Annotated in this window: 20 protein-coding genes; 8 read left to right on the forward strand and 12 right to left on the reverse strand. The window is 64.7% G+C overall.

Features of this window, described 5'->3' with window-relative positions:
• Positions 1–112 precede the first annotated feature (112 nt).
• Positions 113–1,084 carry a tripartite tricarboxylate transporter substrate binding protein BugD gene (locus SE92_RS08865; protein ID WP_063195358.1) on the reverse strand — a complete coding sequence of 324 codons (972 nt, stop codon included), beginning with the start codon at positions 1,082–1,084 and terminating at the stop codon, positions 113–115.
• On the reverse strand, positions 1,081–1,782 hold the full coding sequence (gene purQ, locus SE92_RS08870) for a phosphoribosylformylglycinamidine synthase subunit PurQ (RefSeq protein ID WP_063195359.1): 702 nt from the start codon (positions 1,780–1,782) through the stop codon (positions 1,081–1,083). The genes SE92_RS08865 and purQ overlap by 4 nt, the downstream gene beginning before the upstream one ends.
• 166 nt (positions 1,783–1,948) lie before the next feature.
• On the opposite strand from purQ, the gene SE92_RS08875 reads away from it, so the two are divergent.
• Complete coding sequence (locus SE92_RS08875; RefSeq protein ID WP_063195360.1) at positions 1,949–2,965, forward strand: magnesium and cobalt transport protein CorA; 1,017 nt, start codon at positions 1,949–1,951, stop codon at positions 2,963–2,965.
• A 109-nt stretch (positions 2,966–3,074) separates the two neighbouring features.
• On the opposite strand, the gene purS is transcribed toward SE92_RS08875, so the two are convergent.
• Complete coding sequence (gene purS / locus SE92_RS08880) at positions 3,075–3,317, reverse strand: phosphoribosylformylglycinamidine synthase subunit PurS (protein WP_063195361.1); 243 nt, start codon at positions 3,315–3,317, stop codon at positions 3,075–3,077.
• Positions 3,318–3,328: 11 nt separating this feature from the next.
• Positions 3,329–4,096 (reverse strand): phosphoribosylaminoimidazolesuccinocarboxamide synthase, encoded by a 768-nt coding sequence (gene purC, locus SE92_RS08885; protein ID WP_173015815.1) that lies wholly within the window; start codon positions 4,094–4,096, stop codon positions 3,329–3,331.
• Positions 4,097–4,418: 322 nt separating this feature from the next.
• Here purC and SE92_RS08890 point away from each other — a divergent pair, with 322 nt between their 5' ends.
• Complete coding sequence (locus SE92_RS08890; protein WP_063195362.1) at positions 4,419–4,742, forward strand: DUF1476 domain-containing protein; 324 nt, start codon at positions 4,419–4,421, stop codon at positions 4,740–4,742.
• A gap of 120 nt (positions 4,743–4,862) precedes the next feature.
• Here the strand turns inward: SE92_RS08890 and cynS are convergent, their stop codons facing one another.
• The 4 genes from cynS to SE92_RS08910 all read right to left on the reverse strand — a co-directional run bounded on the left by cynS (position 4,863) and on the right by SE92_RS08910 (position 8,666).
• Entirely contained in the window at positions 4,863–5,345 is a 483-nt protein-coding gene (gene cynS, locus SE92_RS08895; RefSeq protein WP_050991028.1) for a cyanase, read from the reverse strand.
• Positions 5,346–5,360: 15 nt separating this feature from the next.
• A complete protein-coding gene (locus SE92_RS08900; protein WP_063195363.1) occupies positions 5,361–6,284 on the reverse strand; it encodes an ABC transporter ATP-binding protein in 924 nt (307 codons plus the stop codon).
• Positions 6,285–6,289: 5 nt separating this feature from the next.
• Positions 6,290–7,132, reverse strand: coding sequence for a nitrate ABC transporter permease (gene ntrB / locus SE92_RS08905; protein ID WP_063195364.1), 843 nt, complete (start codon positions 7,130–7,132; stop codon positions 6,290–6,292).
• 154 nt (positions 7,133–7,286) lie between these two features.
• Positions 7,287–8,666 carry a CmpA/NrtA family ABC transporter substrate-binding protein gene (locus tag SE92_RS08910; RefSeq protein WP_063195365.1) on the reverse strand — a complete coding sequence of 460 codons (1,380 nt, stop codon included), beginning with the start codon at positions 8,664–8,666 and terminating at the stop codon, positions 7,287–7,289.
• 157 nt (positions 8,667–8,823) lie between these two features.
• On the opposite strand from SE92_RS08910, the gene SE92_RS08915 reads away from it, so the two are divergent.
• Positions 8,824–10,758 (forward strand): sigma 54-interacting transcriptional regulator, encoded by a 1,935-nt coding sequence (locus SE92_RS08915; RefSeq protein ID WP_063195366.1) that lies wholly within the window; start codon positions 8,824–8,826, stop codon positions 10,756–10,758.
• 82 nt (positions 10,759–10,840) lie between these two features.
• Here SE92_RS08915 and SE92_RS08920 read toward each other — a convergent pair whose 3' ends face one another.
• The 3 genes from SE92_RS08920 to SE92_RS08930 are packed head-to-tail and all read right to left on the reverse strand — an operon-like array spanning position 10,841 to position 13,463.
• A complete protein-coding gene (locus tag SE92_RS08920; protein ID WP_063195367.1) occupies positions 10,841–11,719 on the reverse strand; it encodes a sulfurtransferase in 879 nt (292 codons plus the stop codon).
• Positions 11,720–11,772: 53 nt separating this feature from the next.
• Positions 11,773–12,885, reverse strand: a complete 1,113-nt coding sequence (locus tag SE92_RS08925; RefSeq protein WP_063195368.1) for an acyl-CoA dehydrogenase family protein — start codon at positions 12,883–12,885, stop codon at positions 11,773–11,775.
• A 35-nt stretch (positions 12,886–12,920) separates the two neighbouring features.
• Positions 12,921–13,463 (reverse strand): OsmC family protein, encoded by a 543-nt coding sequence (locus tag SE92_RS08930; RefSeq protein ID WP_063195369.1) that lies wholly within the window; start codon positions 13,461–13,463, stop codon positions 12,921–12,923.
• A gap of 247 nt (positions 13,464–13,710) precedes the next feature.
• On the opposite strand from SE92_RS08930, the gene SE92_RS08935 reads away from it, so the two are divergent.
• On the forward strand, positions 13,711–14,355 hold the full coding sequence (locus SE92_RS08935; protein ID WP_063195370.1) for a TetR/AcrR family transcriptional regulator: 645 nt from the start codon (positions 13,711–13,713) through the stop codon (positions 14,353–14,355).
• A gap of 82 nt (positions 14,356–14,437) precedes the next feature.
• On the opposite strand, the gene SE92_RS08940 is transcribed toward SE92_RS08935, so the two are convergent.
• Positions 14,438–15,979 carry a bifunctional AfsR/SARP family transcriptional regulator/alpha/beta hydrolase gene (locus tag SE92_RS08940; protein WP_063195371.1) on the reverse strand — a complete coding sequence of 514 codons (1,542 nt, stop codon included), beginning with the start codon at positions 15,977–15,979 and terminating at the stop codon, positions 14,438–14,440.
• Between the two features lie 147 nt (positions 15,980–16,126).
• Between SE92_RS08940 and mddA the strand changes: the two genes are divergently transcribed.
• Genes mddA through SE92_RS08960 form a run of 4 tightly spaced genes read left to right on the forward strand, consistent with a single transcriptional unit; the run spans position 16,127 to position 19,290 of the window.
• Positions 16,127–16,897 (forward strand): methanethiol S-methyltransferase, encoded by a 771-nt coding sequence (mddA, locus tag SE92_RS08945; RefSeq protein WP_063195372.1) that lies wholly within the window; start codon positions 16,127–16,129, stop codon positions 16,895–16,897.
• Positions 16,894–17,532, forward strand: a complete 639-nt coding sequence (locus SE92_RS08950; protein ID WP_063195373.1) for a helix-turn-helix transcriptional regulator — start codon at positions 16,894–16,896, stop codon at positions 17,530–17,532. The genes mddA and SE92_RS08950 overlap by 4 nt, the downstream gene beginning before the upstream one ends.
• Positions 17,529–18,506 carry an NADPH:quinone oxidoreductase family protein gene (locus SE92_RS08955; protein WP_063195374.1) on the forward strand — a complete coding sequence of 326 codons (978 nt, stop codon included), beginning with the start codon at positions 17,529–17,531 and terminating at the stop codon, positions 18,504–18,506. Before SE92_RS08950 ends, SE92_RS08955 begins: the two co-directional genes overlap by 4 nt.
• Positions 18,507–18,537: 31 nt before the next feature.
• Positions 18,538–19,290, forward strand: a complete 753-nt coding sequence (locus SE92_RS08960; RefSeq protein WP_063195375.1) for a PaaI family thioesterase — start codon at positions 18,538–18,540, stop codon at positions 19,288–19,290.
• Positions 19,291–19,397: the final 107 nt, after the last annotated feature.

Consider the following 19,397-nt stretch of genomic DNA (forward strand, 5'->3'; position numbering starts at 1 on the left):
TGCCCGCCTCCGGATGGAATCGGCGACCCGGGACGCTCATCTTTGATGGCGACGAGGATTCAGTCGCTTCAAATTGGATGGAGGTTCATGAAGCCGCAGCCAAATGCTGCGGTTACTTGGCGTCGTCCGCCAGCATCTTCCGGTATTTTTCCACGTCGCGCGTCACGAGCTTTTGCAGCACTTCCGGTGCATGCTCGTCGGCATCGGGCGCGACGGTCGAGAGATCGGCAAAACGCTTCTTCACGGCATCGGTCTCGACCGCCGTGCGCGCCGCGGCGTTGAGCTTGGCGATCACGGCGGGCGGCGTGCCCTTGGGCGCGAACAGGCCGTTCCAGCCCTGTGCCTCGAATTCCGGCAGGCCGGCTTCCGCGGACGTCGGCAGATCGGGCAGCGTGGCGAGGCGCACGGTTGAGCCGACCACGAGTCCCTTCACCAGCTTCTCGTTGATCGACTGCGAGACCGAGGCCGCCGCATCGCAGACGCCGTCGATCTGGCTGCCGACCGCATCGGTCAGCGCAGGCGCAGCACCGCGGTAGCCGACCAGCGTCGCGTCGATGCCGGCAGCGGTGACGAAGCTCTTGCAGATCAGATAGTTCGACGAGCCGACGCCGGCATGGCCGAGATTGATCTTGCCCGGATTGGCCTTGGCGTAGGCGATGAACTCTTTCAGGTCCTTGGCCGGAAAATCCTTGCGCAGCGCGATGATGCCGAACGTCTTCGCCACCATGGCGATCGGCACGAAGGACTCAGGCGTGAACGGCAGTTTCGGATAGATCGTGTAGGTCGCCGCATTGGTGCCGGCATTGCCGATCGCGATGGTGTAGCCGTCGGGCTCGGCACGGGAGGCGCGCGCCAGCGCGGTCGAGCCGCCGGCACCGGCAACGTTCTCGATCACGATGGTCTGGCCGAGCGCGATGCCCATCTGCTCGGCGACCGCACGCGCGATCACGTCCGAGGTGCCGCCGGCCGCGAACGGCACGATCATGGTGATCGGACGCTTGGGATAGTCTTGGCCGAACGCGGCCGTCGCGAAAGCAATTGCGGCGACCGCGATCGACAGCCGCTTCAACACAAACGAAATCACGCGGCTTTTTCCAGATGCTGGACGAGGCCGGCGAACAGGCCGCGGCCGTCGGTGCAGCCCATGATGTCTTCGACGTGGTTTTCCGGATGCGGCATCATGCCGAGCACGTTGCCCTTGTCGTTGACGATGCCGGCGATCGAATGCGCCGCGCCATTGATGTTGTGGGCTTCGTCCACGAGGCCCTCGGCGGAGCAATAGCGATAGAGCACCCGCCCCTCGCCTTCGAGCCGCTTGATGGTCTCTTCATCCGCCTCGTAATTGCCTTCGCCATGGGCGACCGGCACGCGGATCACCTGGCCGGCATTGTAGCCGCGGGTGAACGGGGTGTCGGAACGCTCGACGCGCAGATGCACGTCGTGACAGATGAATTTCAGCCGCGCGTTGCGCATCAAAACGCCCGGCAGCAGGCCGGACTCGCAGAGGATCTGAAACCCGTTGCAGACGCCGAGCACGAAGCCGCCCTTGGCCGCATAGTCGCGCACTGCGTCCATCACCGGCGCACGCGCGGCGATTGCGCCGCAGCGCAGGTAATCGCCGTAGGAGAAGCCGCCGGGCACCACGACGAGGTCGGTGCCCGCGGGCAACGAGGTCTCGGCATGCCAGACCATCGCCGGCTCGCTGCCGGAGATCAGCCTCAAGGCGCGCGCCATGTCGCGCTCACGGTTGATTCCGGGAAAGACGAGGATGGCGGCTTTCATGTCAAGGTTCCGGCGGTGACGGGAATCGGGCTGGCCAGAGAGGCCAATTCGTGAAGAGACATAGCCATTTGACGGGAATTTTACCAGTGCTAGCCTTGCTGGACCGCCTTGTACACAGGCCATAGCCGAGCACTTTTGCCCGGCGATCTAGCCCGGGATTGGAGCCATGAACGTCCCGTCGCTGCCCACCTCCCTTGCCGAGCCGGTATCCGCCGAGGGCGTCGTCGCGGCCGGTGCCTATGTCGACGGCCGGCGTGTTGCCAATATCGCGATCAGCGAGGCCTCGAGCTGGCGGGCCAAGCCCGGCCACGTGGTGTGGATCGGCCTGCACGAGCCCGACATGGCGCTGCTCAGCGCGGTGCAGAAGCAGTTTGACCTGCACGAGCTCGCGATCGAGGACGCCAACCACGCCCACCAGCGGCCCAAGATCGAGCAATATGGTGAGGCCCTGTTCATCGTGGCGCGCACCGCGCAATTGATCGAGGGCCGCATCGCCTTCGGCGAGACCCACATCTTCGTCGGCGAAGGCTATCTGGTCTCGGTGCGCCACGGCGCCTCGACGTCCTACACGCCGGTGCGCGAACGCTGCGAAAGCTGCCCGCGGGCGCTCGCCCGCGGCGAGGATTACATCCTCTATGCGATCCTCGATTTCATCGTCGACAATTACTCGCCCGTGCTCGAGAGCATTCACGACGAGGTCGAGGGCATCGAAGACGACGTGCTGTCCAAGCCGATCAGCAAGACGCAGATCGAGCGGCTCTACATGCTGCGCCGCGACCTGCTCCGGCTGCGCAATGCGATCGGGCCGCTGGTGGAGGTCTGCCGCCGGCTGGAGCACGACGAGCTGGCGATGGTGCGGCAGGCCATGCAGCCGCTGTTCCGCGACGTTACCGACCACGTCCGCAACATCCAGGAGCGGATCGATTCCATGCGCGAGGTGCTGGCCTTCGCCTTCGAGGCGAGCCTGTTGGTCGGCCAGGCGCAGGAGACGGCGGTCTCCAAGAAGCTCGCCTCCTGGCTTGCGATCATCGCCATCCCAACCGCGCTCGCCGGCATCTACGGCATGAACTTCAAGCACATGCCGGAGCTGGAATGGGACTACGGCTATTACATGCTGCTCGGCGTGATGCTGACGGCATGCACCGCGCTGTACTGGCGGTTTCGCCGGGCGGGGTGGTTGTGAGCGAATGCCTCCGGCTTAATAGCCCGGATGGAGCGCAGCGCAATCCGCAGACAAAACCCGGATTTCGCTGCGCTCCATCCGGGCTACAAGGTTGCGCGGACGGGCTGACCTAGCTCAGCAGTTCGACCCGGTAATTCTCGATCACGGTGTTCGCCAGCAGCTTGTCGGCGGCGTCCTTCAACGCCGCCTCCGCCTTGGCCTTGTCGGCGCCGGCGAGCTCGATGTCGAACACCTTGCCCTGGCGGACGCTGGCGACGCCGTCGACGCCGAGCGATTTCAGGGCGCCTTCGATGGCCTTGCCTTGCGGATCGAGGATACCCGTCTTCAAGGTAACGGTGACACGTGCCTTCACGTCAAATCCCCTCAGCTCTTCACCAGCACCGGGCCGGAGCCCTGCGGACGCTCGTTCTCCATGAGGATGCCGAGGCGCTTTGCAACTTCGGTATAGGCCTCGAGCAGGCCGCCGAGGTCCCTGCGGAAACGATCCTTGTCGAGCTTCTCGTTCGACTTGATGTCCCACAGACGGCAAGAGTCCGGCGAAATCTCGTCGGCGACGATGATGCGCATCATCTCGTTCTCGAACAGGCGCCCGCATTCCATCTTGAAGTCGACGAGGCGGATGCCGATGCCCAGGAAGAGGCCGGTGAGGAAGTCGTTGACACGGATGGCGAGCGCCATGATGTCGTCGATCTCCTGCGGCGTCGCCCAGCCGAAGGCCGTGATGTGCTCTTCCGACACCATGGGGTCGTTGAGCTGGTCGTTCTTGTAATAGAACTCGATGATCGAACGGGGCAGCTGGGTGCCCTCCTCGATGCCGAGGCGCTGCGACAGCGAGCCGGCGGCAACGTTCCGCACCACCACTTCCAGCGGCACGATCTCGACCTCGCGAATCAACTGCTCGCGCATGTTGAGGCGGCGAATGAAGTGGGTCGGCACCCCGATGTCGTTGAGGTGCTGAAACAGGTACTCCGAGATCCGGTTGTTGAGGACACCCTTGCCCTCGATCACCTGATGCTTTTTCGCATTGAACGCGGTGGCGTCGTCCTTGAAGTGCTGGATCAGGGTACCGGGCTCCGGGCCTTCATACAGAACCTTTGCCTTGCCTTCATAAATACGACGCCGACGGCTCATGGGGATGTACCGTGTTTTGTTGAAATCCATGTATTTGGTGTGCTCCGATTACTAGGATTTGAGACCCACAGCGGAGCTGCCGTGAACGGCCCGGTACCCGTCTGGAACCCTTGGAAACAGAACAGGAACCAAGCCTTTAGGCAACCTATCCGATTGGCTGTCCGAGCACAATCGATCCGGCCGTCCGGCACCAACTTATACCGTCTCGCCTGCGGCTTAACGGCCCGTTGTTTTGCCGATTCGTGCTATCTATGTAGGCATGCAGCCGGGTCGCCGCAACGGAAGGCTCCCGCTCCATTCAGCAGGGGATTTGGAACAAGGTATGAGCGAGATCAACAAGCGCGAGGAAGGCTTTGAGAAGAAGTTTGCCCTCGACGAGGAGCAGAAATTCAAGGCAGAGGCCCGCCGCAACCGGCTGCTCGGGCTGTGGGCGGCCGAAAAGCTCGGCATATCGGGCGATGCCGCCACCGCCTATGCCAAGGAAGTGGTCGCGGCCGATTTCGAGGAGGCCGGCGATGCCGACGTCGTGCGCAAGCTAACGGCCGATTTCGCCGCCAAGAACGTCGCCGTCACCGAACAGGCGATTCGCGCCAAGATGAGCGAGCTGCTCGCGGTGGCCGCCGCCGAGGTGAAGGCGGGGAAGTGAGACGAAGTATCATTCCGGGGCGATGCGAAGCATCGAACTATGGTGCGCGCTTGCGCACCTGAGAATCTCGAGATTCCGGGTCCGGCTCTGCGAGCCGCACCCGGAACGACGGAGGGGTCGTCACTCCTCCTTGAAACCGTATTCCGGCACGTTGCCGCTGGCGCCGTAATATTTATACGGCAGGAACTTGCCGCTCATGGTGATCTTGACGCGGTCGCCCTTCGGGTTGGGTAGACGCTCCATCACCATATCGAAATCGATCGCGGACATGATGCCGTCGCCGTACTCCTCCTCGATCAAGGCCTTCCAGGCCGGGCCGTTCACCATCACAAGCTCGTAGAAGCGATAGATCAGGGGGTCGGTCGGGGGCATCGGCATGCCGCGCATCGGTGTCTCGTTGAGCATGGCGACTTCCGCCTTCGACAGGCCGAACAGCTCGCCGGCATTGGCGGCCTGCGGCTTCGTCAGCTTCATCTGGCCGAGGATCGCGCCGACGATGAGCACCTCGGAATAGCCGCCGATCTTTTCGCAGATGTGCTTCCAGCTCCATCCCTTCTCGCGCTTGATGTCGAGCAGCTTTTCGGTGAGGTCTTCGCGTTTCATGTCGGGTCTCCTTGGTTAGGCACTCAATCCGGGGTTGGTCTCGGGCATCCACGTTTGCCGTAGCTCGTCGCTGCCCGCCGCGAGCGTCAGTCCCGGCTTGCCGATCTGCACCAGCGGCACGTCGCGCGGGTCATGGTGGGGAGTCTCGGTCGTGAAGGTCTTGCTGCGTGTCACCAGGAAATCGATGATGTGGTTGCGCAGCGCGTAGTAGAGCGGGTGGCGATGCAGATCGATGCGGCCGCGATCCCGCGGCAACGGGTTCTCGACGACCTCCGCCAGTACCGCGCCGGGTCCGTTGGTCATCAGGAAGATCTTGTCGGCAAGGTAGATCGCTTCATCCACGTCGTGCGTGATCATGAACGCGGTCTGCCCGGTCTCCAGGCAGATGCGGCGGACTTCGTCCTGCAGCGTGCCGCGCGTCAATGCATCCAGCGCCGAGAACGGCTCGTCCATCAGCATCATCTTCGGCGTGATCGACAGCGCCCGCGCGATGCCGACACGCTGCTTCATGCCGCCCGACAGTTCCGATGGCCGCTTGTGCTCGGAGCCGGTGAGACCGACGAGATCGATGAAGGTTTGCGCATGCGCCCTCACCTTGGCGCGGTCCCAGCTCCGCCATTTCGAGCTGACGGCATAGCCGACGTTGCCAAGCACGGTGCGCCAGGGCAGCAGCGCATGGCTCTGGAAGATCACCGCGCGGTCGAGGCTGGTGCCGGAGATCGCCTGCCCGTCGACGATGACGGCGCCTTCGCTCGGCGCATCGAGGCCGGCGAGGATGTTGAGCACGGTGGTCTTGCCGCAGCCGGAATGGCCGATCACGCAGGCAAACTCGCCGCGCGCCATCGACAGCCACAAATTCTCGAAGATGGTGGTCGTCGCGCCGCTGGCGCCGGGATAGCGCTTTGCGATGCCCTCGATGGAGATGAACTTGTCGGTCATCGCTCCTACTCCGGAAAGGTGACCATGCGCGTGAAGCGCGCCAGGATCTGGTCGAGCAGCATGCCGACGACCCCGATCAGCAGGATCGCGATGATGACGTTGGTGATCGAGAGGTTATTCCACTCGTTCCAGACGAAATAGCCGATGCCGGTGCCGCCGACGAGCATCTCGGCAGCGACGATGACGAGCCAGGCGATGCCGATGGAAATGCGCATGCCGGTCAGGATCGTCGGTGCTGCCGCGGGAAGGATCACGGTGAAGGCGCGCCTGACGGTGCCGACCTCGAGCGTGCGCGCGACGTTGATCCATTCCTTGCGCACGCTGGCGACGCCGAACACCGTGTTGAGCAGCATCGGCCAGATCGAGCAGATGAAGATGACGAAGATCGCGGAGATCGAGGAATCCTTGATGGTGTAGAGCGCGAGCGGCATCCAGGCCAGCGGCGAGATCGGCTTCAGCACCTGGATGAAGGGATCCAGCGCCTTGCTGAGCAGCGGCGACATGCCGATCAGGAAACCGAGCGGGATCGCGACCAGCACGGCGAGCAGATAGCCGGTGCCGACGCGCGCGATGGAATAGCCGAGCTGGATGCCGAGGCCCTTGTCGTTCGGTCCGTTGTCGTAGAACGGCCGCCGCACATGCTCCCAGAGCTTGGCGCCGACGTCGACCGGGCCCGGCATCGCCGACTTGCCCTGCGTCGCCGTCAGGCCCATCAGCTTGGCGTATTCCGGGCTCATCGTCGTGGTGGCGCCGGTCGAGCGCGTGGCCAGATGCCAGATGCCGAGGAACGCGGCGAGCAGCACGATGGAAACGAGGCCGGCACGGAGGCGGAGGGAAGATGAAGTCATCTCCCTCTCCCCGCTTGCGGGGAGAGGGTTGGGGTGAGGGGGACTCTCCGCAAGAGAGGTGAGAATTGGACTCGCGGAGAGTCCCCCTCACCCGATCGCTTCGCGATCGACCACTCCCCGCAAGCGGGGCGAGGTAAAGAAAGAGCCCACCTCATCACGACGCCTTCTTGATCTTGAAGCTGGCCACATAATCCTCCGGCTTGGCCGGATCGAAAGTCTTGCCCATCACCGCGAACGACTTGTAGGCAGTCGCAGGCGGCGACAGGCCCATCTCCGTCATCAGCTTCTTGGTGTCGGTGGCGAGATAGACTTGCTCGGCGACCGCCTTGTAATCGACGTCGCCCTTGATCTGGCCCCAGCGCTTCATCTGCGTCAGCATCCACACCGCAAAGGACTGCCAGGGGAACGGATCGAAATCGACGCGCTTGGCGTCGGTCTTCACGCCGCCGAGCCCGTCGGCATAGGTGCCGGTCAACACCTGCTCGAGCACCGTGACGGGCGCGTTGATGTAATTGGCGGGCGCAATGGCTTCCGCGATCTGCTTGCGGTTCTCCGCTTTCGAGGCATAGGCGGTGGCATCGACGATGGCCCGCGTCAGCGCCGCAAAACTGTTCGGCGCGGTCGTGATGAACTCGCGGCTGGCGGCGAAGCTGCAGCAGGGATGGCCGTCCCAGATTTCCTTGGACAGGATGTGCATGAAGCCGACCCCATCGTAGATAGCGCGCTGGCAGATGTTGTCGGGCGCGAGGAAGCCGTCGATGTTGTCGGCGCGCAAATTCGCGACCATCTCCGGCGGCGGCACCGAGCGCAGCTGCACGTCGGTGTCGGGGTCGATGCCGTGCTCGGCGAGATAGTATCGCAGCAGGTAATTGTGCATGGAATAGTCGAAGGGAATTGCGAACTTCATTCCCTTCCAATCCTTCGGATCCCGCTTGTCCTTGTGCTTCATCGCAAGCGTGATGCCCTGCCCGTTGATGTTCTCGATCGCGGGAACGGCGAACGGGATGGCGTTGGCACCCAGGCCCAGCGAGATCGCGAGCGGCATCGGCGCCAGCATGTGTGCGGCGTCGTATTCCTTGTTGATGGTCTTGTCGCGGATCACCGCCCAGCCGGCGGTCTTGACCACTTCGACATTGAGGCCGTGCTTGGAATAGAAACCCATCGGCGCCGCCATGATGATCGGCGTCGCGCAAGTGATCGGGATGAACCCGACCTTGAGGTCCTTCTTCTCGGGCGCGCCGGCTTGCGCGAACACTTCCGTCGCGGTCTGGAGCGGGAAAAACTGCGAGAGAGCTGCGAGCGCCGTCGAGGCGCCGACCGATTTCAGGAACGCGCGCCGCGCCACGTCCTGCGGAAACATCGCGCGCATGACGGCCGAGGCGACGACGCCCTCGTAACGCTTCTCCTCGCTCTCGACCGGCTCGCAAGCCAGCGCGGTGGCCCGCTCATGCTCCGCCGCCGATTGGTGCTGGCCGCAAACACAGCGGGCTCGAAGATTGCGATCGGGATCAAACGGATTGTCGAACGTGGACATCGGCCCTCCTGCGTCATTGCAGTGAAGAATTACGCAAGGAGCATGCCACGCCTCTTCAGCTGCCAGTGCCTTGATGACGCAGCACTTTCGCCCCCGCTTGGCCGCTACGAAAACTCGTGATAAACGAGATTTCGTAGCTCAATTACGAGATCTCGCAATGGCAACGACGCCAATGCCCGTCCACGACGATGTGGCTCCCCCCATCGACCCGCGCATCGCCGCCTTCGAATCCTCGGTCGAGGCGACACTGCTGGTCGATCCCTATGGCGATCAGATCGTCGATGCCAATCCTGCCGCCTGCGCCCTGCTCGGCTATGACCGCGCCCTGCTGCGGCAGACCAGGGCCAGCACACTCCACGCCGGCGAGCTTGCCGCCCTCACCGTCTTCACCCAGGCCGTGCTGCACAAGGGCGCCTATTGGACCACGGCACTCAATCCCCGCCACGCCACCGGGCAAGATCTCCAGCTCGAATATGCCGGCTGCCTGCTGCCGCATGACGGCCGCACGCTGCTGCTGCTGACGCTGACCGATCTCGAAGCGCGGCGCAGGCGCAATGTCGACGCCGCCGCCGAAGACCATATGCGCGGCGGCATCTCCACCTGGCAGCGGGTCGAGCGCGTGTTTCAGGACATCGAGCGTGAGAACCAGCTGATCCTGCGCGCCGCCGGCGAAGGCATCTATGGCGTCAATGCCGAGGGCAAGACCACCTTCGTGAACCCGGCGGCCGAGCGCATGCTGGGCTGGACCGCCGAAGAGCTGGTCGGCAAGGAGATCCACCCGATCGTCCACCACACCCATCACGACGGCAGCCACTATCCCGACCACGATTGCCCGATCTACGCGGCGTTCCGCGACGGCGCGGTGCACCAGGTCGATGGCGAGGTGTTCTGGCGCAAGGACGGCTCGCCGGCCTGGGTCGAATACACCTCCACTCCGATCCGCGACCGCGGCGTGGTGGTCGGCGCCGTCGTCGTGTTTCGCGACGTCAGCCAGCGGCGCGATGCCGACGAGAAGCTGCATGCAGCGCTCGCCGAAGTCGACCGCCTGCGCGAGCGGCTGGAGCTCGAAAACGCCTATCTCCAGGAGGAAATCCGCATCGAGACCAATCCGCGCGGCATCATCGGGGGAAGCGAGGCGATCCAGAAGACGCTGCGCCAGGTCAAGCTGGTGGCGCCGACGACGGCGGCAGTCATGATCACCGGCGAGTCCGGCACCGGCAAGGAGCTGATCGCGCGTGCCATCCACGAGGCTTCAAGTCGCAGCGACCGGCCGCTGATCCGCGTCAACTGCGCGGCGATCCCGCGCGAATTGTTCGAAAGCGAGTTCTTCGGCCACGTCCGCGGCGCCTTCACCGGCGCGATGCGCGACCGCATCGGCCGCTTCGAGCTCGCCGACGGCGGTACGCTGTTCCTCGACGAGGTCGGCGAGATCCCGCTCGAGCTCCAGGGCAAGCTGCTGCGCGTGTTGCAGGAAGGCAATTTCGAACGCGTCGGCCAGGAGCGCACGCGCACCGTGGACGTGCGCGTCATCGCCGCGACCAATCGCGATCTCAAGCAGGAGGTGCAGCGCGGCCGTTTTCGCGAGGACCTCTACTTCCGTCTCAACGTGTTTCCGATCGAGACAGTGCCCTTGCGCGAACGCCGCGAGGACATTCCCCTTCTTGCCCAGCATTTTTTGACACGCGAGAGCAAGGCGCTGAAGTCGAATTTGCGCTTGTCGGAAGGCGATGCGCGCCGGCTGACCCGCTATGACTGGCCCGGCAATGTCCGCGAATTGCAGAACGTGATCGAACGCGCCGCGATCCTGTCGCAGAACGGTCGCCTGCGGATCGACCTGCCGGATCCATCAGGCACACAGCCCATAGCTAGCGCCGCGCGCCAGAAGAACGACGCACGCCCAGCGGTCATGACGTCAGCGGAAATGCGCGACCACGAGCGCACCAACATCCTGGCCGCACTCGAGGCCTGCGCCGGAAAAGTGTTCGGCCCCGGCGGCGCGGCCGAGATGCTCGACATCAAGCCGACCACGCTGGCCTCGCGGATCAAGGCGCTGGGAATCGCGCCTCGTCCGCGACTTGGCGTGAACCGTTAGAGCATGGTTGAAGCGGTGCTCGCCGAGGGTCCACCTCTCCCGTAGGAAGAGGTGGACCGAGCTCTGCAGCCACGGCGCGGGCTCACGCCGCCTTGGTCGTCACACCAGATGCCATCGGCAAGCCCTGCTCGATCGGCAGCGATGGGTCGCGCGACCATTCGTTCCAGGAGCCGAAATACATTCGCACGTCCTTCACGCCCGCATTCTTCAGCGCCAGGAAGGTGTTCGAGGCGCGCGCCCCCTTGAAGCAGTAGAGATAGACCGGTGTCGCCGGTGTGATGCCGACGGTGGCGCATTCGGCCAAAATCTCGTCCTTCGACTTGAAGCGCGGACCTTCGGCGGTCGGCTTCATCATGCGGTACCATTCCAGCCAGACCGCGCCGGGAATGCGGCCCTTGCGCGGGCAGAAGTCCTTGCCGTAGGGGGACGAGCTGTCGCCGATCCACTCATCGACGTCGCGCACGTCAAGGATGGCGATGCCGGGCTTGCCGACGGCGGCAAGCATGGTCTTGGCGTCGATCAGGATTTCGCCGGCCTCCGGCACGATCGCGAACGAAGCCTTGGCCGGCGTCGGAACCTCCTTCGTCACCGGCAAGCCCGCGCCGGCCCAGGCATCGAAGCCGCCATGCAGCACCTTCACCTTGGGATAGCCGAGCATGGTGAGCAGATAATAGCCGCGGCAGGATTGGCCGAAGCCGGAATTCATCGACTGCTCGTAGATCACCGCCGTCTCCTTGCCGGAGAGGCCGGCGGCACCGAAGGCATCGGCGAATTTGGTCTTCAGCTCGGTCATGCCCTCCGGCGTCGAGGTCGCGAGGAACGTGAAGATCTCGTGCACGTTCACGGCACCCGGCAGGTGCCCGGCGGCGTAGGCATCGGGGTTGCGGGTGTCGATCACGACACACGGCTCGGTTTTCAAGAGATCGGCAAGTTCGCTGGCAGAGATCAGAACGTCCGTCATTGGCAGCCTCTCCGTTGAGGTTTGGGGGTCTTCTGGGGGTGGACTCGTGAAGCTCAGAAATCAGCGAGCATCTTGCGCAGCTGCTTGGTGGCCGGCGTGACGATCGCGACGAAATAGGCCTCGCGCAGGCGCCGCTGCGCGCGGTGGCTTTTCAGGTAGCCGCGCGCGCCACAATGCAGCATCGCTGCATGCGCCGCCGCGACGCTGGCTTCACCCGCGCGCAGGCGTAGCGCGATCACCTTGCGCCAGTAGGTTTCCTCCTCGTTATAGGGATCGCGCGCCAGCGCCATGGTCTCGGCCTCGAGCTCGGCGGCGAGATCGCCGAAATGCACCGACTGCTGCGGCAGATAGCGGTTGATATGGCCGAGGGGACCATCAACCTCGTCCATGATCTTGATGCAGTCCTTGATCACGCCCAGCGCCATGCCGGCCTGCAGCAGAATGAAGCCGGCGCGGATTTTCTTGACGAAGGGCCCGGCGGGATCGGCCAGGATCAATTCGTCCGGCACGAAGACGTCGCGGAACTGCACGCCATAGGTGCCGGTGCCGTCCATCGCCATGAACGGCTTGCACGGCGTCAGCGTGATGGCGGGATCGGCGCAATCGGCGAGGAACATCACTGTTTCCTCCGTGTCCTCGCGCTCGAAAATCGTGCCGAAGTAATGATCGGGACCGAGGTTGGAGACCCAGGGCAACGCGCCGCGCACGACATAGCCGCCCTCGACCTTGCGTCCCTTCAGCTTCAATTTCTCGATGCCGAAGAAGCTCTTCATCGGGTTGGAGAGCCCGGTGCCGCCGAGCACCCGGCCCGTCGAGAACGCATCGCCGAAGCGCTTTGCGAGCTTTATGTTCGTCGAGTTCGCCGCGTACCAGACCAGCGTGTTCTGGCACCAGGCCATGAAGGCCGTGGCGCCGCAGACTTCCCCGATCGCGGCCATCGCCTGGATGGCGCAGCGCAGATCGGCGGGCCCCTCGTGCGGCACGTGACTGCCCCAGGCGCCGACCTCGCCGAACTTGCGCAGCACGTCGGCCGGATAAACCGAACCGTCGTCGATGCCGGCGGCGAGCGGCGCGAGCTGCTCCCGCGCGATCCGCGCCACCTCGCCTGCAATGGACGGTGCGGGCTGATCCAGAACGTCGACCCGCGATAAAGCCAGTGAATTCATGATCGTCTCCCGCACCTTGTCCTGATTGCTGTCGGTTAGATGCCGACCTCGAGATTGACCGGGCGGGTGAAGGTGTTGGCGACCGGCGACCACTTCTTCACATGCGCGACCAGCGCGTTGATCTCGTCCTGGGCAATGCCCTCGCATTCCATGTCGACCTTGACGCGGACGTCAGTGAAGCCGACCGGCTTGTCCGAGGTGTCGCCGGTGCCCCACACCGCGGTGATATTGAGGTCGCCTTCGAGCTCGAGCTCGAGCTTGTTGACGGTCCAGCCGCGGTGCACGGCGTTGGCGTGCAGGCCGACGGCAAGGCACGAGCCGAGCGCGGCGAGCGAGGCTTCCGACGGATTGGGTGCGGTGTCGTCGCCGAGCAATCCCGGCGGCTCGTCGACGATATAGGGCGGCAGGTTGCGGATGTAGTTAGCGTGGCGGAATTTTCCTTCGGCGACCGTCTTGCATTTCAAGGTCTTGACGACCTTCGGATTGGCCTTGCCGCTCGCAATCAGTTGCTCGAGGCCATTCTTGTCGATGGGCGCAAGGCACCCCGTCAGCACTGTCTTTTGAACGACGGCAGTCATCTTCTTCTCCCTGGCAAGCCGTGGAAAACGGCAGGATACCGAACGGTCTGTTTCCTTGCATAGGGCGTGCCAGAGCCGGCCAAAAACGAAATGCGAGACAATGGAGCCGCTTAAGCGTCGCTGCCTGCGGATTGATCAGCCGCGCTCTGCTCAATGGCGATGCAGATGCGCCTTGCGCTGCGAATCTTTTCGGCGCGGGACAGATGCGGCTTGATGATACCGCGTGGCTGCGATTAAGTTGGCGCGTATGGCAAAGACGTCATCGAAGAAGAATTCCAGTTCGCCGCACGCCGGCACCGGCGACGACGAATCCGCGCGCGGGCGTCTGCTTAGCGCCGCGACCCATCTGTTCTGCAAGAATGGCATCAACGCCACCGGCATCGATGCGATTATCGAGGAAGCCGGCACCGCGAAGACCACGCTTTACAAATTGTTCGGCTCCAAGACCAATCTGGTCAACGCCGTGCTGGAAAGCGAAGGCAAGCAGTGGCGCGAATGGTTCATCGCCGCCATGGAAGACGGCGGCGGCGATGCGCAGGCCAAGCTCACGCGCATCTTCCCGGCGCTGAAGAGCTGGTTTGCCGAAGAGCGCTTCTACGGCTGCCCCTTCATCAACGCGGTCGGCGAGCACGACAAGGACGCCAAGCAGTTCCGCAACATCGCGCTGAAGCACAAGAAGATCGTGCTCGGCCACATCGAGAAGCTCGCCGTCGAGCTGGGCTCGAGCGAGCCTGCCGTGCTCGCGCATCAGCTCGGGTTGTTGATCGACGGCGCCATTGTCGCCGCGATGATCTCGCGCGATCCGTGCGTGGCGGATACGGCAGCGCTCACTGCCGGTCCCCTGCTCGGCCAGGCCAAGGCGAAGAAGAAGCGCGAGCTCGAGGCGGTGTGATCTTCTTCGTAGGGTGGAATAGCGACGCGCAATCCACCACTTTCGTCGCCGCGTGAGAGATGGTGCGTTACGCCTTCGCACCCTACGAAATGCGTTTCACAAACCTCGCGATCGCCTCCAGCACCGGCTGCTGATCCCCCGCAAAGAACCAGTGATCATCGCCGTCGAGTTCGACGAACTCGGCGCCCTTGATCCGGCTCGCGATATCGCGCCCGGCGGCGATCCGCACCGCCTTGTCGTTCGTCCGGTGCAGCACCAATGTCGGCACGGCGATCTCGGGCAGAAGGCGCCGCACGTCGGCGTCGCGAAATGCCTGGAGCACGGCCGAGATGCCGCCGGGACTGGACGCCGCGCGTAACAGCCCCGCCCACCAGGCGCGCGCCTGGGGATCGCCGGCAAGGCTCGGCGCGAAGGTTTCGATCCCGACCGGCCCGCCCCATTGCGCGACCAGATGCTTGCTCCAGGCGTCATACTGGCTGGCGCGCAGCGCGTGCGGATAGTCCTCTGACCAGCAGCCCTTGGCCAGCGCGCCGAACAGGATCAGCCCGGCCACCCGCCTGGGCTCGTCGACTGCGAACTTGACGCAGGCCGGCCCGCATTCGGACGCACCGAACAGCGCGACACGGCGCGAATTCACCGCGCGCAGCACGGTGCCGATATCCTCCGCGGTGACGTCGATCCCGGGCGCCGATCCGACCCGGTCGGACAGTCCGATGCCGCGACGATCGAACACGACGAGGCGCCCGAGCTTCATCAGGGACGACAGAAACGTCCGGCTCGCCGGATGCTCCCAGGCGCGCTCCACATGCGACACGAAGCCGGGCATCACCAGGATATCGAGCGGCCCGCTGCCATAGGTCTGATAGGCCAGATGCACGCCGGCGCCCTTTACGTAGCGCGTCATGGGCACCGCCTGTGGCGCCGCTGCGGGGCTGATCAGCGCCTCGGTCTCGGCTTCCGGCGCGACCCCAAGCTCGTCGCGCAGCCGCTGTGTCAGCGCCGCATGATGACGCTCCGCCGCGCTGCGGTCGCCGGCCAGCAAAAGGCTGCGAATCAGATGCCGGCCATAGACCTCGCTGAGCGGATCGAGCTCGACCAGACGCTGCGCATGGACCGTCGCGGCAAAATGGTCGCCGGCTGCGTTCTTGTCCTGCACGAGGCGTTCGAGCGCATGCACCAGCCGGCCCCGCAGCGCCTCCCGGCGGAAGAACGCCCAGTCATCGAATTCGGGACACTCTTCCGGAGCGAAGCCCGCCAGGAAGTCGCCCCGGTAAATCTGGCAGGCCTGTTCGAACGCCCCGCGATCACAGGCTTGCTCGAACAGATGCGAGTCGAGCTGCACCCCGACGTCGGACGACCATCGCAGACTGGTGCGGTCGGTCTCGAACACCGACTGGCCGAGTGCGAGCTCGACGCGGTGAAGCAGCCGCCGCAACCGCGCAAGGCCCGTCTCCCGTGGCGTCTCCGGCCAGAGCAGCGTCGCCATCGTTTCGCGCGCGACGGCGCCCCTGGCCTCCCCGAGATAGACCAGCAGCGCAAGCCCCTTGCGCAAGGCCAGCTTGATCGGGCGGCCATCGGCGTGAACCTCGGGGAACCCGAACGTTCCTAGCGAGAAAGCCGTCATCGAACCACTCTTCTTGCAGCCGGCGTCCTCCGGGGGACGCGCAGGGGACGGTCCGGTGGGTAAGGTCCAGCTGGATCAAGCCTGCTCGCCAGCGAGCGCACAGGCCCTGCATGCGGCACCGTCGCCATCGGCACAAGAGGAAAAACCATGTTCGCGCGCCTCGCAATCCTGCTCTACGCTCTCGTGAGCTATGCCATCTTCACGGTTTCGTTTCTCTATGCGCTCGGTTTCGTCGGCAATTATGTCGTGCCGAAGTCCATCGACGTCGGGCTCGCTTCGAATGTAGGCGAGGCCATCGTCGTCAACCTGCTGCTGATGAGCCTGTTCGCCATCCAGCACAGCGTGATGGCGCGCCCGGGCTTCAAGCGATGGCTCGCCGAATTCATTCCCGCGGCCTGCGAGCGCAGCACCTATGTGTTGCTCTCCAGCCTGATCCTCCTCCTGCTGTTCTGGCAGTGGCGGCCGATCCCTGCACCGGTTTGGCAGGCCAGCGGAATTGCGGCCTGGGTGCTGACATCCGTGCATTGGCTCGGCTGGCTGATCGCGTTCGCCTCGACCCACATGATCGATCATTTCGATCTGTTCGGCTTGCGCCAGGCTTTTCTCGCGCTGCGCGGGGCCGAGATGCCCGGCCAATCGTTCCGAACCCCGCTGTTCTACAAGATCGTGCGGCATCCGATCATGCTCGGCTTTCTGCTCGCGTTCTGGGCCGCGCCCGTGATGACGGAAGGTCATCTGCTGTTCGCACTCGCCAACACGGTCTACATCCTGGTCGCATTGCAGTTCGAAGAGCGGGACCTGATCGCCGTGTTCGGCGCGACCTATCGGCAGTATCGCCAGCGCGTTCCGATGCTGGTGCCGCGACTGTTCGCACGCCGCCGCAGCGGAGATCGCCGACCTGTCGGAGCCCCGCGATGAACGCAATCTTCCCTCTTCCCGGAACGGCGGTGGATGCGGCCACCCTGGCCGATACGCTCGACGGGCTCGACATCGGCCTTTATCTCGTTGCCGCCGATGCGCGTCTCGTTCACGCCAACACGGCCGGGCGCGCCATTCTCATGGCGCGCGACATCCTGCGTGAGATTCGCGGCCACCTCACGGCCTGCGATGGCGCGGCCAACCAGACCCTGCAACGGCTCTTCGCGGCGCCCCGACCGGCCAGCGAAACGGCGGTGCCGATGATCGGCACCGCCGGGCAGCGCTACGTCGCCCATGCTCTGCCGCTGACATCGGAAACGCGCCCGTTCGCCAACGAGGCTTGCCGCGCCTCGACAGCCTTGTTCGTTCGCAAGGTGACATTGGCCATACCGCCTTGCTCCGACGTGATCGGCCAGGTCTTCCGGCTGACGCCGGCCGAATTGCGCGTCCTCCTGGCGATCGTCGAGCTCGGCAGCGTCCGCGAAGTTGCCGCGGCGTTCGGCGTCGCCGGCTCGACGATCAAGACGCATCTGCGCCGCCTGTTCGAAAAGACCGGCGCCGCGCGACAGGCCGATTTCGTCAAGCTCGTCGCAGGATATGCGACGCCCCTGAGAAACGCCGGAGAACCTCGATGAAAGCCATTCTGTGCCATTCCTTCACCGGCCCCGGCGATTTGCGCCTCGGTGAGATCGACGTACCAAAACCTGCCGCTGACGAGATCCTCATCGAGGTCCACGCGGCGTCCGTGAGCTTCATGGATCAGCTCTTGGTCTCCGGTCTCTATCAGATGCGGCCGAAGACACCCTTCGTGCCCGGCACGGAAGCCTCCGGAACCGTCGTCGCGGTCGGCGACAAGGTGACGAAGTTCGCGCCCGGCGATCGCGTCGCCTGCAGCAGCTGGACCGGCGGCTACGCCGAGCGGATGGTTGCCAAGGAATCGAAGAGCGTCCACCTGCCGGATGGTGTCGCGTTCGAAGCGGCGGCAACGGTGCTGCACAATTACGGCACGGCGTATTACGCGCTGGTCGAGCGGGCACGCGCCGGGCGCGGCGAAACGCTGTTCGTCACCGGCGCCGCCGGCGGGGTTGGGCTTGCCGCGGTCGATCTCGGCCGCCATCTCGGCCTGCGCGTCGTCGCTGGCATCGGCTCCGACGACAAGGCGGCGCTGGTCCGCGACTACGGCGCCGGCGAGGTCATCAATTATCGCAGCGAGGATCTGCGCGACCGGATCAAATCGGTGACCTCGGGAGGAGGCATCGATGTCGGCTTCGACAATGTCGGCGGCGCTATCTTCGAGCAGATGGCCCGCATGATGGCATGGGGCGGACGGCTGATGCCGATCGGCTTCACCGGCGGCGAGATTCCATCGCTCCCGATGAACCTGCCGTTGCTCAAGAACTATTCCATCGTCGGTGTCTTTGCCGGCGCCTGGGCGGAGAAATGCCCGGACGAGGGCGCGCGCATGAACGACACGCTGATGCAATTGCTGGCCGCCGGACAGATCCGTCCGCATATCGACCGTCTCCTCCCTTTGGAGGAGGCCGGCGAGGCCATGCGGGCCGTGGCCAATCGCACGGTTCAGGGACGAATTGTGCTCAAGATCCGCTAGAGTGTGACCGACAGAAACAGGAACACGATCGTTGACAGACATCATCATCGCCAAACGCTTTTGCGGCCCTCCGAACTCCGGCAACGGCGGCTATGTCTGCGGCCGGCTCGCCCGTCACATTTCGGGGCCTGCGGAGGTGACGCTGCGCGCGCCGCCTCCCCTGGACACGCCGCTCACCGCGGCCGCGACCGACGGCGGCGCATGGGAGCTTCGCGACGGCGATAAAGCCATCGCCACCGGCCGCGCCGCGAGCGTCGAGCTCGCGCAAATCGAGACCGCCACCCTGCCGGAAGCGCGCGCGGCCGAACTGCTCGCGCTGTTCGAGCCGCACGAGCATCCGCTGCCGCATTGTTTCGTCTGCGGCCCCGCAAGGACGACAGGCGACGGCTTGCGTATCTTCGCAGGCCCGCTCCGCCGTCAAGCACAGCCGCCCGTTCTCGCCGCGAGCTGGGCCCCCGATCCGACTCTCGTCGCCGAGGATGGCCTCGTCGCGCCCGAATTCCTGTGGTCCGCGCTTGATTGCCCCACCGGCTTTGCCTGTAATTACGACCCGCAGAGCGGCAGCTTCGAGAAGACCCCGCTGCTGCTCGGACGAATGTCAGCCCGCATCGAAGCGCGCCCCCGCCCCGGCGCGCCCTGCATCGTCACGGCCTGGCCCACCGGCCGCGACGGCCGCAAGCGCACGGCCGACGCCGCGCTGCATGACGAAGCCGGGAGATTGCTGGCGGTAGCGAGAACGACATGGATCGCCGTGGAGCGCGACGTGCAGCTCGGGCGCGGGTGACCGTTCATTCAAGAGGGTCGATTGTTGTGCGGCGCAGTCCGCCAAGTCGGCTAGACCAACGTCTTGGAGAACCCCGCCGCCAGATGGTCGATCAGTGCGCGAACCGC

It is taken from the genome of Bradyrhizobium sp. AT1 (assembly GCF_001590795.1).
Taxonomy (GTDB): Bacteria; Pseudomonadota; Alphaproteobacteria; order Rhizobiales; family Xanthobacteraceae; genus Bradyrhizobium.